The 14,176-nt window shown below is 37.9% G+C and carries 15 protein-coding genes; 4 read left to right on the top strand and 11 right to left on the bottom strand.

What is annotated here, in order from left to right:
- Nucleotides 1-23 precede the first annotated feature (23 nt).
- Entirely contained in the window at nt 24-1,019 is a 996-nt protein-coding gene (locus tag JWG40_RS14460; RefSeq protein WP_205286487.1) for a CapA family protein, read from the top strand.
- Between the two features lie 46 nt (nt 1,020-1,065).
- Here the strand turns inward: JWG40_RS14460 and JWG40_RS14455 are convergent, their stop codons facing one another.
- From JWG40_RS14455 to JWG40_RS14445, 3 genes are read right to left on the bottom strand one after another with little or no spacing between them, the layout of a single operon-like run.
- Nucleotides 1,066-1,698, bottom strand: a complete 633-nt coding sequence (locus JWG40_RS14455) for an L-threonylcarbamoyladenylate synthase (RefSeq protein ID WP_205286486.1) — start codon at nt 1,696-1,698, stop codon at nt 1,066-1,068.
- Between the two features lie 14 nt (nt 1,699-1,712).
- Nucleotides 1,713-2,450, bottom strand: a complete 738-nt coding sequence (locus JWG40_RS14450) for an SDR family NAD(P)-dependent oxidoreductase (protein WP_039926390.1) — start codon at nt 2,448-2,450, stop codon at nt 1,713-1,715.
- A complete protein-coding gene (locus tag JWG40_RS14445) occupies nt 2,447-2,704 on the bottom strand; it encodes a hypothetical protein (protein ID WP_232369389.1) in 258 nt (85 codons plus the stop codon). The genes JWG40_RS14450 and JWG40_RS14445 overlap by 4 nt, the downstream gene beginning before the upstream one ends.
- 24 nt (nt 2,705-2,728) lie before the next feature.
- On the opposite strand from JWG40_RS14445, the gene JWG40_RS14440 reads away from it, so the two are divergent.
- Entirely contained in the window at nt 2,729-3,289 is a 561-nt protein-coding gene (locus JWG40_RS14440; RefSeq protein ID WP_205286485.1) for a Maf family protein, read from the top strand.
- Here the strand turns inward: JWG40_RS14440 and JWG40_RS14435 are convergent.
- Nucleotides 3,286-3,516, bottom strand: a complete 231-nt coding sequence (locus JWG40_RS14435) for a hypothetical protein (RefSeq protein ID WP_205286484.1) — start codon at nt 3,514-3,516, stop codon at nt 3,286-3,288. The genes JWG40_RS14440 and JWG40_RS14435 overlap by 4 nt on opposite strands.
- A gap of 51 nt (nt 3,517-3,567) precedes the next feature.
- Between JWG40_RS14435 and holA the strand changes: the two genes are divergently transcribed.
- Nucleotides 3,568-4,677 (top strand): DNA polymerase III subunit delta, encoded by a 1,110-nt coding sequence (gene holA / locus JWG40_RS14430; protein WP_205286483.1) that lies wholly within the window; start codon nt 3,568-3,570, stop codon nt 4,675-4,677.
- Here the strand turns inward: holA and JWG40_RS20090 are convergent.
- Together JWG40_RS20090 and JWG40_RS14420 are read right to left on the bottom strand one after the other, a co-directional pair.
- Complete coding sequence (locus JWG40_RS20090) at nt 4,656-5,543, bottom strand: helix-turn-helix domain-containing protein (RefSeq protein ID WP_205286482.1); 888 nt, start codon at nt 5,541-5,543, stop codon at nt 4,656-4,658. The two genes, holA and JWG40_RS20090, sit on opposite strands and share 22 nt — an antisense overlap.
- Nucleotides 5,524-7,101 carry an LIC10012 family protein gene (locus JWG40_RS14420; RefSeq protein WP_205286481.1) on the bottom strand — a complete coding sequence of 526 codons (1,578 nt, stop codon included), beginning with the start codon at nt 7,099-7,101 and terminating at the stop codon, nt 5,524-5,526. The genes JWG40_RS20090 and JWG40_RS14420 overlap by 20 nt, the downstream gene beginning before the upstream one ends.
- Nucleotides 7,102-7,230: 129 nt before the next feature.
- Here JWG40_RS14420 and JWG40_RS14415 point away from each other — a divergent pair, with 129 nt between their 5' ends.
- The gene (locus JWG40_RS14415) at nt 7,231-7,812 is read left to right on the top strand and encodes a lipoprotein LipL21 (protein ID WP_205286480.1); all 582 of its coding nucleotides are present in this window, start codon (nt 7,231-7,233) and stop codon (nt 7,810-7,812) included.
- A gap of 71 nt (nt 7,813-7,883) precedes the next feature.
- Here JWG40_RS14415 and JWG40_RS14410 read toward each other — a convergent pair whose 3' ends face one another.
- The 5 genes from JWG40_RS14410 to JWG40_RS14390 all read right to left on the bottom strand — a co-directional run bounded on the left by JWG40_RS14410 (nt 7,884) and on the right by JWG40_RS14390 (nt 14,174).
- Nucleotides 7,884-8,267 (bottom strand): PilZ domain-containing protein, encoded by a 384-nt coding sequence (locus tag JWG40_RS14410; RefSeq protein ID WP_205286479.1) that lies wholly within the window; start codon nt 8,265-8,267, stop codon nt 7,884-7,886.
- 21 nt (nt 8,268-8,288) lie between these two features.
- Nucleotides 8,289-9,293 (bottom strand): tRNA dihydrouridine synthase, encoded by a 1,005-nt coding sequence (locus tag JWG40_RS14405; protein ID WP_205286478.1) that lies wholly within the window; start codon nt 9,291-9,293, stop codon nt 8,289-8,291.
- Between the two features lie 13 nt (nt 9,294-9,306).
- Entirely contained in the window at nt 9,307-11,832 is a 2,526-nt protein-coding gene (gyrA, locus tag JWG40_RS14400; RefSeq protein WP_205286477.1) for a DNA gyrase subunit A, read from the bottom strand.
- Nucleotides 11,833-11,851: 19 nt separating this feature from the next.
- Complete coding sequence (gene gyrB / locus JWG40_RS14395) at nt 11,852-13,771, bottom strand: DNA topoisomerase (ATP-hydrolyzing) subunit B (protein WP_205286476.1); 1,920 nt, start codon at nt 13,769-13,771, stop codon at nt 11,852-11,854.
- A 79-nt stretch (nt 13,772-13,850) separates the two neighbouring features.
- Complete coding sequence (locus JWG40_RS14390; RefSeq protein WP_205286475.1) at nt 13,851-14,174, bottom strand: DciA family protein; 324 nt, start codon at nt 14,172-14,174, stop codon at nt 13,851-13,853.
- Nucleotides 14,175-14,176: the final 2 nt, after the last annotated feature.

Below are 14,176 nucleotides of genomic sequence, written 5' to 3'. Positions count from 1 at the left end.
CTGATGTTTACTTTTCGAGGCAAGTGCGAATTAAAGTGGTGGGTGATCTTATGTGTCACAACTCACAAATCTCTACTTATTATAAACCAAAAACAAAAGATTATGATTCCACTGGTAGTTTCGAATTCGTTTCAAATTTATTACAAGATGCAGATTTAACTTTAGGAAATTTAGAAACAACAATAGCAACTGACCCGAATGAATTCACTGGTTATCCAAGGTTTGGTTCGCCAATCGGATTTTTGACAGGAATTCAAAATGCTGGATTTGATATTCTGTCTACAGCAAACAACCATTCTGCTGACAAGGGTCCTTTTGGAATTGATTTTACAATCGATTCCGTTTTCAGCAAAGGAATGATTCCTATTGGAACTTTTAAAGGTAACGCTGATTACTTGGAACGAAAAGATTTTTTTCAGGAAATTAATGGAATCAAAATTGCTATTTATAACTATACTTATTCAACCAATGGAATTCCGGTAAAAGGCAATAGGATCGTCCGATTGTTAAATGAAGCCAAGATTCAGGAAGACGTAAGTTTTGCCAAAGAAAATGGAGTTCATTTCGTAATTCTTTGGTATCATTATGGAAAAGAATACGAAGAAAAACCAGATAACTCTCAAACAAAATGGGTAAACATTGGCCTTGCGGCAGGTGCCGATATCATTATCGGAGGCCATCCCCATGTGGTCCAGAGAGTGGATCTATTCCAAGAAGAGAAAAATTTTGAAGATAGACTCGTTGCCTATTCTCTCGGAAACTTTTTATCCGCACAAAATAGCGAAGCAACCGACGGCGGAATCATCCTTACATTCCAATTAGAGATAGATTCCCAACAAAGGAAACGAATCAAAGATGTAACAATAGAACCGGTTTGGATTTTTCCACATGGTTATAAAATTATCCCGATTCAAAAATACAAACAAAATGAAATTTCCATGAAAGTCCCCAAACATTCAGAAAAACGAATGTATGTATATGAATCTTATCTTAAAAAAATTCCAGGATTAGTTTTTTAGATAAGATCATTTTTGTTTTGAGGATAATATCTTAATTAATTCTAATTTATTTAGTATTAGAAATTTCGGAAGAAATCAAATCATAACCTTTCCCTTCACGGATTAAATTGATAGAATCATCATTGATTTGTAAAATTGTCGATAGTTCTGTTTTCACAATGCCGCCATCGATAATTCCCTCTACTTGGTTTCCGTATATAGCTTCAAGGTCGTCTATATCTATAATAAATTCATCATCGCAAAATGCGGATGTAGATGTTAATGGAGAATCGTGAATCTTTAAGAGTTCAGAAAGATAGATATGGTCTGGAATTCGAATTCCAATTTGTCGATCTCTATGATGAGCGACTGATGGTTTGGGTAGGTTTTTATTTGCCTTTAAGACAAATGTAAAAGGTCCAGGAGTGACTCTCTTCATTAGCCTATAAGCTGAATTGGGTAGGTATTCTATAAAATTAGAAGCCATCGAGATATCTTTACACATTAGCGAAAGTGGTTTGTCTTTGGGTAATTTACGAATAGCGTATATTTTCTCTACTCCTAATTTCGAATGTGCATCGGCTATAATTGCATACACTGTGTCTGTTGGAAAAATGTAAACTGCTCCATCCTTCAATCGTTCAGAAATCTGTTTTAGTTTTCTAACCTCTGGATTTTCAGGATGAAGGTATAAAATCATAATTTGAATTGCTGCTACTGTGCAGTCAATCCCCCGTCTAGAACAATGCATTGGCCTGTCATATAAGAAGATGAATCGGATGCCAAATAAATCGCTGCCCCGAGAATTTCTTCAGGTTTTCCGAGTCGTCCCATCGGAATTCCAGCAAGCACTTGTTTCATGATAAATTCTTTGTCTTTAATCATATCTGTCATCTCTGTATCGATAAGACCCGGACAAATTACATTCACTCGGTAACCATTATTGCACCATTCAATAGCCAATGCTTTGGAAAGTGTAATCACAGCTCCTTTAGTTCCTGAATATACAGATGCAAGTTTACTTCCTACCATACCCAAAACAGAAGCCACATTAATGATGTTTCCACCTTCTTTTTTATGATGTTTATAGTATGCTTGGCAATTGCGAAAAACACCTACGTAGTTTGTTTGAACAATATTTTGTAATTCGTCTTCTTTGAATCCTGAAGCAGGGGTGTTGGTGGCGATCCCCGCATTGTTTATGAGCGTATCGAGCCTTCCGTGTTTCGTTTTGATTTGACCGATGACTTCGAAGGCAGCTCCTTCATTACGAACATCGAGGACTACCCCATTGATCCCTTCTTTGGCCATCCATTCAATGGATTCAGGCCTAGATCCTGCCCCATAAACAATAGCACCGGCATCTCGAAATCCTAAAGCCAAAGTTTTTCCTATACCGCGGCTCGCACCGGTGATTAAAATTGTTTTTCCTTTTACATCAAACAAACTCATTTTACCTCGTGATTGGAAGGATAACAATCGCTAGCTTGAGGTTTTGTGTCTTCCATAAGTTTTTTATAATCTAAAGTATTATCGTCCCGAACTAAATCTCTTCTTATGTAGTGCGTTCCTTTATCATAATAATCCGCTACAGGATTACAATCTTGGATGTCTTCCGAGTAACCTCGTTTACATCCAAAAATCAAAACGAATACCCATAAAAAAATAGCCAAAAGTCGAGGACTCATCATTATGAAATGAAACAATATCCCTTAAGGAATAGCAAGAATTTGTTTATACTCAAATCGACTTCACCCAGGCGAATCCAAATCCTAACGGACCTTGGATTCCAATTTCGGGTAGAACCAGCAAACGTAGATGAGACCCAAAACCTAGGAGAGCTCCCTTTAGTTTATTTAGAACGAATGGTTCACTCTAAATTGGGTAATCAAGGGAATGAAAATAATCTATATTTAGCTGCTGACACCATCGTGGTCTTTCAAAATGAAATTTTACACAAGCCAATTGATTTGGAGGATTCCATTCGCATTTTAAAAAAACTTTCTGGGAACAAACATTCTGTCTTTTCGGGAGCTGGTATTAGAACAAACATAACTACGGATTTCTTTTATGAAGAAACCATCATCGAATTCAAAAATTGGAAGGAAAAGGAAATTAGAGAGTATATTTTGCGATGCAAACCTTTTGATAAAGCAGGTTCTTACGGAATTCAGGATGAGAAAGGGCCGGTATATTCAAGAGAAGGGTCTTATACAAATGTTATGGGATTCCCACTCCGAAGTTTTTTTTCACGTTCCTCGGTGTGGTTGCCTATCTGGGAAAAGTCTTAGGCGTAGAGGTTGACTAAATTTCCTGGTTTGTAAGAAGCTTTCGCATCGGGACTCGTTTGAATCTCTGCTGCTTTTTTTTCTGTTTCACCGGAAGCATATTTTGGTTGGTAGGAACGAGATTGAATCGCTTCTACTTGTTCGACAGCTTGGGTATCGTATGTGGGGGACACATACATATACGGTTCGCCTAGTCCTGAAACTCTTGCCACATTACTTGAGATTTCCATAGTATGAATATCGCCCTGATCCTAACGAAAGATTAGACCGGTTTACAGAAAATGGAAACAAAAAAATCGCAAGCAAGGGAATTTACCTCTCTTTTCCAACTCTTCAAAACCCAAACCTCGAATTTACCTCAGTTTTTTGCCTACTCGGGAGAGGACTCCTATGAATTTGAGCTCATCATTGACCATTACAAAGAAACCCTTTCCAAAACCGCTGGAACTTACGAAATCATTCTGATTGTTTCTGAATCGGGAGAACAGGCAAAACTTTTCGCTGAACTATTCACACCGGATATGTTTTATCCACGCAAACTGATCATAGTCAAACAAGCAACGGCACTTTTTAAACCGATTCTTGATACAAAGTCTGCCCAGGAATGGAAAGACTTTGCTTCTGGATTTCGTAAGAATATTACTTCTGTATCCGATGAGATTTTTCTATTGGTCCATTATGATAGTAAAGACATTCCGCAGAGTTTGATCCAACTCTTTCAAAGCACTCTAAACTTTTATAAAACAAAATTTTTATATCCAAGTGACTATCCAAAAGTATTCAAAGAAGTTTGTGACCAAGAGCAAGTGCATTTTGAACCCAATGCTTCCGATGAATTTATACATAGAATTCCTGCAAACGTGGGAGCTTATCTAAAGAGTGTTAAAAAATTAAAACAGTACCTGCACCGTTCTAAATTTACAATCGAAGATGTAAATGCAGTTCTATTTAGCCAAAATGAACTCAATACCAACACCCTTGTTGAATCTTTAATTCAAAAACGAAAGGTGGATTTTTTCAAAGAGTTCACGAAATTTAGTGATCAAAACTCAGAGATACTTAGTTTTTTAACAAGGCTCACTTACAAATTGGATGAAATTCGTAAAATCAAAGTCATTCGCTCAAGGCATAACGGTGAAGTTCCCATTCCACTTATGGATGAACTTTTAAAAACAGGAAGTTATTCAGATGCTAGAAAAAACTTTGTCAGAAGACAATTGGTTTCTGATTCTGCTCTATTTACAGATAAAATTTTAGATCAGTTCTATGACCAAGTGATTGAGATGAATATTAAATTTAAATCAGGTCTTCGGGACGAAGAAGGCAAAAACTATTTTTTACAAAAAATAATGCACTTGTTTTCTTTACTTCAGGAAAGATCTTCTAATTGATATTCATGAAGTTTGCGATATAGATTTCTTTCTGAAATTCCAAGTAACTTAGCTGCTTTTTCTCTATTTCCTTTTGTATAAATTAAATTGGCTTTGATAATTTCTTTTTCGTAAACTTCCAAACTAATTCCCGGTTTTACTTCCAATTCGGATAATTGGTTTTCAAAAAAATGAGAAGGAATTTGTTTCCAGTGTAATTGTTTCCCAGAGGAAAATCCCACTAGTGCAAATATCATATCCTTGAGTTCAGAGATATTTGAAGTGAAGGCTTTGTTTTTGAAAAATACAAAAAACTCTTCTTCAACACCTGTGATTTTTTTATTTAAAGATTCATTAGCTTCCGCTAAAAATTGTGAAACAAACTGTGGCAGTTCGGAGATTCTTTTTTTTAAATTGGGAAGTTCAAAACGAAAGGATTTTAATTGGTCATAAAATTCAGCATAAACATTCTTTTGATTTAAAATTTCGAGTTCATCAGAATGGATTTCCCAATACAAATATACCTTCGACTTCTCTTCATATTTTTCTGATTTCCACCACTGTTGTAATTGAAGAACTTCTTCTGGTTTTGCCTTTGTGATTTGATCAATGTAAATTGTGATTATTTGTTTAGAAGATTTAATTTTCTCTAACTTGTCTGAAAAAGAAAACGGATATTCAAAATCCAAGTTGATGATCGCATTTTCCGGAATGTTCCTTTGTTCTAAACTCCTACGAATCCAAAAACTTTTACCCACTCCCTTTTCTCCAATGATTAACATTGGCAAATTAGAGTTGGACGTTTCGATCCATTGGTTGCGAATCTTTTGTATGTCTGATCCGCTACAAATCCATTCTGTATTAGATTTACTTTTTTTTGATGACACTCACTATCCCTTGTAGGTAGCCATTAAATTCTCTGATTTTATTTGTATCTAAAAACTTTTTAGCCTGAGAAGGTTTCACCATCAATGTTTTAGGATAAGTTGAATTTACTTTTAGTAGATTTGTTTCTGCAGGAGCATTTTTCACACCCCAAGTTGATAAAGGATCAAGAACAAAGGTAGTCTGCACTAAATATTCTTTTCCTTTGCCAACAGTCACATCATAAGGCAATTGAATCCAGATGGCCTCACCTTTTGATTCTAAGAGAACCGTTTGAAATCTATCCTTTTCTGATTGGTCCGTATTAGATTCTGTGCGAATTATGTATTCCAAATCTGTTTTGATTTCTTCTTTTTCTAAAATTCGTTTGTCGGCAATTTTTTCATACGCCAGATATAAATTGTAAGGAGTAATTACATCCACTGCTGCACGAACCAATGAGGCATCGTATTTTTTAATTTGGTTTTGGTTCCAATTAAAGGGCATTTGTAATTCTTCCACAGAAGAATATACATTAAACTGGTTTAAATACAAATATTCATATCCTTCGGAAGTGCCAATTTTTTGGTATTCCGTGATTCCTACGATGCGACTATTACTTGCCTTACCTATCCTTTGCAACTCTCTAATGCTACTAAGATCAGAATGATTAGGAATCAGTATTACGGGTTCAATTTCCATATGGCGCAAATCATTCAGCGCCATAATGATGGATCCAGATTTGTCTTTAACACTTGAGGAAAGTAGTAAAAATAGTTTTCTCGATTCTTTTTTGCCGGAAGCTACTTTTGATTTTAATGCTTGTAATGCGGAAACAACCGATTCGGTTTGATTATTCCCTTGCCATCCGGTTTCTTCCATAAGTTTTTTAATCTCAGTATGTTCTTTTGTTGGCGGAATGTTTACCGTTTTATCTTTTTTTACAAGAGTAACACCTAAGTACAATCCATCCTGATCATAAAGCGAAGATAAACTCTTCAGAACATCTTTTTTGTAATAAGCATAGGAAGAGTGAATGTCGATAAAAAGTGAGATTTCATAATTAGGGGCAATTTTATTTTTCTTCTCGTAGAATCGAGGCGGTAAAAAGCGAAAACTTTTATCGTTATGTTTTTCATAAGCTAAAACAAAATTGGAGACAAGTTTGGATTGAATGGTTTGTCTGGTTTGATTTCTACAATTATAAATCACAGTTTTAACAAGAATAGGATTTCCAAAGTCAATTTGGTCCTGAACTACAAAATGAGAGTCCCATTCATTACAATAAGAATAAAGGTCTTGGTCCTTTAGTTCAGCGTCCTCATTCCATTCCGTCTCAGTTAAATAATTTTCCACCAATTTTGGGTCTGTAATTTCTGTAAAAAAATTTCGTTTTAAATAATGTCGTGAAAGCCGTGACAATTCGAATCCTGCCTCACGTCTGGTTCCAAGAACTGGGGGAACCTCACCGGAAATGTAAGCAGGTAAGATAGAAATTTCTTTCCCTATAATAAATTCGGGAAAGAACGCAATAAATAGCAGAAGCAATGCATAGGGAATTCGGAGGGGTCGGCGAGACATAAAATTAGAATCGGTCTATTGAGGGAAAATGTAAATCTTTATCCTACGACCATCATTCGTTTTCTTTGAGAAAAGATTGACAAGGTCTTTTTATAGGATCAAATTCTTCGGAAAAGGAGTAGATTCTTTATGAAGAAATCGCTTATCGTATGTGCCTCTATAATCGCATTTGTTGTATCTTGCGGATCCAATGATGGAGGCAGAAGAGACGCTACGACCGTAGGTAAAAATGGTTGGATTTTTGAAGGTTGGGCTTGTGCACCTGATGCCGCTGCTGCAAAACGTGGTGAAAGCCCTGCTGAGTATTGCAAAGGAAAAGAGAAAGAATACGATTATCTTTACATGAAATTTTCTGCACGTGCTTCTGACAAAGCAATCAAAGCTAACTCAGTTGCAATGAAACAATCCACTTGCCGTGAAGCAGCTCGTCTCCAAGTTGCTGGTGATGGTTTGAAAAAAATCTTGGGTGAATACTTAGAACAAGCATCCGGTGTATCTGATGGTCAATCCACAGGTTCCGTGATCGTTTCTGAATCTAAGGGAATCATCAAAGGTGTTGGGGTTTATGACTGCTGCTCACTTAACAATGAAACAGGAATTTGCGCAAATGTTGGCGAACCTGAAACTTGGGAAGAATGTCAGTGTGTTGGATACTTGCGTTATGCAGGTGGACAAAAAGCTCTTGAAGCAAAAGCAACTGCAGCTCAGTAATCTGACTGTCTTAACTTAACGTTTCAAAAAAGCCTCCTCCTTGGGAGGCTTTTTTTTGCCTTCAGAACAATTTACTTTTTTGTTTTAGGGTCGAAGTAATGTTTGTGGATGAATTCTTGAACGATTTTGTGTTCCGCTGCTGCTAATGGTTGGAAGATAACCGAAGTCGTTTTACCAGCCGTTCTATGAACAGTTCCCACAATCTCTAACGGATTTTGGTGAAGAGAGAATTGAATTTTTACTTGATCGCCTTCATAAAAGATTGCTGTTGTTTGGAAGGCCAAACCACCAGTTCCTAAATCAGAAAGATGTCCACTGACAGGTGTATTTTTTGATTTAACTAGTTCTACAGTGCAAGGCACATCTAACTTGACTCTTGCATCTTTACGTTTCTGTTTCACTCCACCATACTTACTGTAACTGTCTGAAAATATTGACTGTTTTGAATCTGCCATTTTAACTTCCTCTACGCGAGACTAAACAAACGTTTCACAGTTTATATTCTCGTTTTTTATTTCGCTTGTTTCTAAAAATTTTGAATCTATAGAAATAGACTCCAATCTATCTAAAAATTGACTCACATTTGTAAATTGCAATAACTCTCGTTTGTTCTCATCGGGAAAACCGATATTTTCTATATATCGTATAAAATGTTTCCGAAAGAGAATCAAAGCATAATCATCTTCTGAGGGATAAAAGTTTAACATACGATCTAAATGTTCTAAAATTACAGTTTTTATCTCTAACCAAGTTCTGGTTTCTTTTGGTGTGTCAGAAAAGATCCAAGGATTTCCAATGGCTTTGCGACCAATAAGAACCAAATCCACTCCATACTTCTTTTTTTTTTCTAAAGCTTCTGTAAAACTAGCCACATCTCCATTCCCAAAAATGGGAACATTAGCTTTAGATTTGATCTCACCTATTGCGTTCCAATCCGCAAGCCCAGTGTAGGCCATCGCTTTCGTTCTGCCGTGGACAGAAATCGCAGAGACACCTGATCCTTCTAAAACTTTGACTGTTTCTAAATAATTTAAAGAATTAGAATCCCAACCCAGACGAATTTTTGCAGTTACAGGAAGGCCTGTTTTTTTCCGTATCCCTTCGATCATGGCACCTGCCAAACGGACATTCCGTAAAAGTCCCGCACCGGAACCATGATGGGAAACTTTTGCCACAGAACATCCCATATTGAGGTCTATCACGTCTGGTTTTTTGGAAGCAGCAATTTCAGAAGCATTTACAACAGTTTCTAAATCGGAACCAAAGATTTGAAAAAAGATGGGTCGTTCTATTTCTAAATAACGAAACATATCAAGAGATTTTGTATTTCCCAGTAACAACTGTTCTGTGGAAACAAATTCCGTATATGCAAAAGCAGAGCCAAAGCGTCTAGTAATTTGTCTATACGGACTGTCAGAAATACCAGCCATCGGAGAAAGAACAACATCGCCTTTGATTGTTACATTCCCGATGGTTATCATACGATCTCTCTAACTATTCAGATTCAGTTTCTGAGTCCCGAACAACTGCAAAGTCTTTTACAAAGTCTTCGTCTTTGGTATTTACAACTTTGACACCCATTGCGGAACGCCCTACCATGGAAATTGTTTTTACTTCTACTCGAATGGCCATACCTGATTGAGTAATCACAAGAAGTTCATCGTCATCTTTCACAGTAGCAATACCAACAGACCTTCCGTTTTTCTCACCTATTTTAAAATAGGTCATCCCTTTGCCACCACGACCTTTAGTTGAGAATTCTTCGAAATCCGTACGTTTACCAAATCCATTTTCAGAAATACAGAATAATGTAGTTTCAGGTTCTACTTTTGTAATCCCGGCAATCGCATCATCGTCTTCCAACTTCATCGCGGTAACACCCGAAGCAGTTCTACCTTGCGACCTAAGTTCATTCAAATTCATTCGAATCGCCAGACCATTTTTACTTCCGATAAACACATCGTAGTTATTTGGATTGGCAATCACATCGATGAGTTCATCTCCATCGCGAAGCCCGATCGCAATGATTCCCGATTTTTTAGTATTTGTGAATTCATCCAGTTGGATCTTTTTCACAAATCCTTCTCTAGTAACCATAAGTAGATAGGATTCGTCAAAGTTTCTAAAAGTGAATAACGATGTAATGATTTCATCATCATTCAAATTGATCACTGCTTTGAGAGACTTTCCGCGTGCTTCTTTGGAACCAATTGGCAATTCATACACTTTCATTAGGAAGGCGCGGCCTTTGTTTGAGAATAACATCAAGTTGTCATGAGTCATCGCACTGCTGAGTTTTTTAACAAAGTCTTCTCGTTTGGTCGAGATACCTTGTACACCTTTTCCACCGCGTTTTTGGCGTCGGAACGTATCCATAGGTAGACGTTTGATAAACATATCTTCAGAAAGTTGGACCACCACTTCTTCATCCGCGATCAAATCTTCAGCATTAAAAGTTGAGGATTCTAAGGACTCGAGACTGATTTCTGTGGAGCGAGTGTTTCCAAAAGATTGTGCAACCTTTCCAAGCTCATCGCATATAATTGATTTCACTCGCTCTGGTTTAGCAAGGATATCTTCCAAATCAGCAATGAGAATTCTCACTTGTTCTAATTCTTCAATGATCTTTTGCACTTCGAGTGATGTGAGTCGTTGCAAACGCATTTCTAAAATGGCATCTGCTTGCAGCTCAGAAAGTGCAAAAGTAGACATCAAAGATCCTTGCGCTTCTCTCGCATCTTTAGAGGCACGAATGATACGAATCACTTCATCGATATTATCGAGTGCAATGCGCAAACCTTCTAAAATATGTGCTCTTTTTTGTGCTTTGTCTAAATCAAATTCTGTACGTTTGATAACGACTTCATTTCTGTGATTCGCATAGGCTTTTAGAATTTCTTTCAGAGAAAAGATTTTTGGACGGTTGTCCAAAATCGCAAGCATGGTGATTCCATAACTCACTTGTAGTTGGGTGAGTTTAAACAACTGGTTTAGAATCACTTGTGCGTTGGCATCTTTTTTGATATGAATCTCAACGCGAATTCCCTTTCGATCAGAAAGATCTAAAATTTCAGAAATCCCTTCAATGATCTTTTCATTCACCAAGTCCCCGATTTTTTCGAGTAAGTTCTTTTTGTTTACTTGGTAAGGAATTTCATTGATCACGATGATCTCGCGACCTTTGTTGTTTTCGATGATATCCACTTTGGAACGAATCCGAATCGAACCCTTACCCGTAGCGTAAGCTTGATAGAGACCTTCCCCACCGATAATGGTTCCACCAGTAGGGAAATCCGGTCCGGGAATGATTTTCATGAGTTCCGGAAGTGTGATCTCAGGATTTTGAATGAGTGCAATGACAGCATTCACCGATTCTTTCAGGTTATGCGGTGGAATGTTCGTTGCCATACCCACAGCAATTCCCGTAGATCCATTGACTAAAATGTTTGGAAAATTGGCTGGTAAAACATCCGGCTGTTGTCTCGTATCATCAAAGTTTGGCGAAAAACTGACAGTATTCTTTTCAATATCTTTTAGAAGTTCTTCAGCAAGTTTTGTGAGCCTTGCTTCTGTATAACGATAAGCTGCCGCGTTGTCCCCGTCGACAGATCCAAAGTTACCTTGACCATCGATCAGAGTTTCTCGCATGGAAAAAGTTTGGGCCATACGAACCATGGTTTCATAAACAGGTGAGTCACCATGAGGGTGGTAGTTACCAATCACTTCCCCAACAATTTTCGCTGATTTTACATAAGGACGGTCTGATCTCCAAGCTCTTTCATTCATCGCATGGAGAACACGTCTGTGAACTGGTTTTAATCCATCTCTGACATCGGGAAGTGCGCGGCCAACAATTACGCTCATCGCATAATCTAGGTAAGCTTCCTTCATTTGGTCTTCGATTTCCACCGGAATGACCCTTACACCAGCTTTTAGAGCTCCGGCTACGTCTGGTCTACCGGAAAGATTCAGTGCTAAGGTTTTGTTTGATTCGTTTTCTTGGCCGTTTTGTTCGGTCATTTTTCTGTCCTAATTCCGATTAAAGATCTAAATTTGCAACTTTGTATGAATTCGCTTCAATGAAACGACGGCGAGGAGACACTTCATCGCCCATAAGGATATTGAATGTATCCTCTGCTTCTACAAAATCTTGTAACTTAATTTGTAACATAACACGTTCTTTTGGATCCATAGTTGTATCCCAAAGTTGTTCCGGGTTCATCTCTCCAAGTCCCTTATATCGTTGTATGGTTACTTTATCGTTTGGTCTGGCTCTCAAAATTTCATCCTTTTCGCGATCCGAATAAACATAAACTGCTTCTCGACCAAATTTCAAAAGATATAACGGAGGTTGTGCGACAAACAATGAACCTGTTTCGATGATGGGTTTCATATACCGAAAGAAAAATGTAAGTAACAAAGTTCTGATATGCGAACCATCCACATCCGCATCCGTCATGATAATGATTTTTTTATACCGAAGTTTATCGATATTAAACTCATCATCCCCAATTCCCGTTCCCATAACAGTGATTAAGGTTCTAATTTCTTCGTTTGATAAGATTTTATCCAAACGAGCTTTTTCTACGTTAAGAATTTTTCCTTTGAGTGGGAGAATCGCTTGGGTATTCCGATCTCGCCCTTGTTTTGCCGATCCCCCTGCCGAGTCCCCCTCAACAAGATACAACTCACAATGTTCAGGATCTTTTTCGGAACAATCGGCAAGTTTTCCCGGTAGACCACCACCTTCGAGAACAGTTTTCCTTCTGGTAAGGTCTCGAGCCCTTCTTGCAGCTTCCCGCGCTTTGGATGCTAAAATACATTTCTCTAAAATCTTTTTAATGACAGCAGGATTTTCTTCAAAGAAACGATTGAGTCCTTCTCCCGTGATGGTTTGCATCAGTCCCTTTACTTCTGCATTCACTAACTTCTCTTTGGTTTGGGAGTTAAACTGTGGTTGTGGGATTTTAATGGAGATAACGGCACAAAGTCCTTCTTTAATGTCATCCCCTTGCAAACCATTGGGTTGTTTTTTAAATAAAATTTGGTCTTTCTTTAGGTGGTCATTCAGAGTTCTTGTGAGGGCAGTTCTAAATCCCTCTAAGTGAGTTCCCCCTAAGTTGTTGTTGATCGCGTTGGTAAAACAAAAAATATTTTCACTATATGTATCACAGTATTGAAGAGCAATCTCTGCCCAAACATTTTCTTTTTCTCCCACAAAGTGTAAAACTTTATGAAGCGGATGTTTGGCTTCTGTGATATATTCTACAAAAGAAACAATCCCACCATCAAACTTAAATTCATGACTCGCAACTTCTTCTTTTCTTTGGTCTTCAATACGAATGAGAAGTCCTTTATTTAAAAATGCTATCTCTCTAAATCTGGCAGATAATGTATCAAAAGAAAAATCAACTGTGGTAAAAATAGAATCGTCCGCTTTAAAACGAACAACCGTTCCGCGATGTGTAGTATCACCGATGACTTTTACATCTTCTACGGGAACACCGGCTTGGTATTTTTGGTAATGGAGTTTGCCCTCTTGATGAACTTCCACTTCTAAATAAGTGGAAAGTGCGTTCACAACAGAAACCCCTACCCCATGAAGACCACCGGAAACTTTGTAAGCATCATTTTCAAACTTACCACCAGCATGTAAAATGGTAAGCACCACTTCAATTGTGGACTTACCTTTGTCGGGATGGATTCCCGTAGGAATCCCGCGACCATTATCACGCACTTCTATGATATGATCAGGTAGGATGCGAACATCAATTTCTGTACAGTGGCCGGCCATCGCCTCATCCACTGAGTTATCCACCACCTCATAAACCATCTTATGCAGGCCGGACTCATCTTGGGTTCCGATATACATTCCGGGACGTTTCCGGACCGCTTCAAGACCCTCTAGGATCTTGATTTTCGAGGCTGAATAGGCGTTTGGATCGGTTTGGTTCGACATAGATTTATAAGATACCCTAAAGGAAGTATCCTAGAAAGACCTTCGAAGGGCAAGTGAAATCGGGGGGATTTGGGTGGCTTTAAGACCTAGGATTTTGGAATTCGTTTCCTGTTTTGAAGTGGATTTTCTCCAGTAAAACCGGGTTCGTAATTGAGTTCACTTTGGTCAGAAGTTCGGCCTTTTGGAACTCCAATTCTTGGGAAATCATGGAGTGACGACAAACAACTGTGAGTTTTTTGCCATCTATGGTTTTAGGGAAACTTTGTTTGCCGAAATACTCACCTACGATCTCATTCCATTGCAATCGGATTTTTTTTAGGATCTGGTCACGAAAGACAGTTTCTCGATCCATACCCATTTTTTCCAAACTTTGGAAAAGTTCTGAGAGTTCGACTTTCTTCATAA

The organism is Leptospira abararensis (assembly GCF_016918735.1).
GTDB classification, from domain to species: Bacteria; Spirochaetota; Leptospiria; order Leptospirales; family Leptospiraceae; genus Leptospira_A; species Leptospira_A abararensis.
This window is presented reverse-complemented; position numbering and strand designations above follow the sequence as displayed.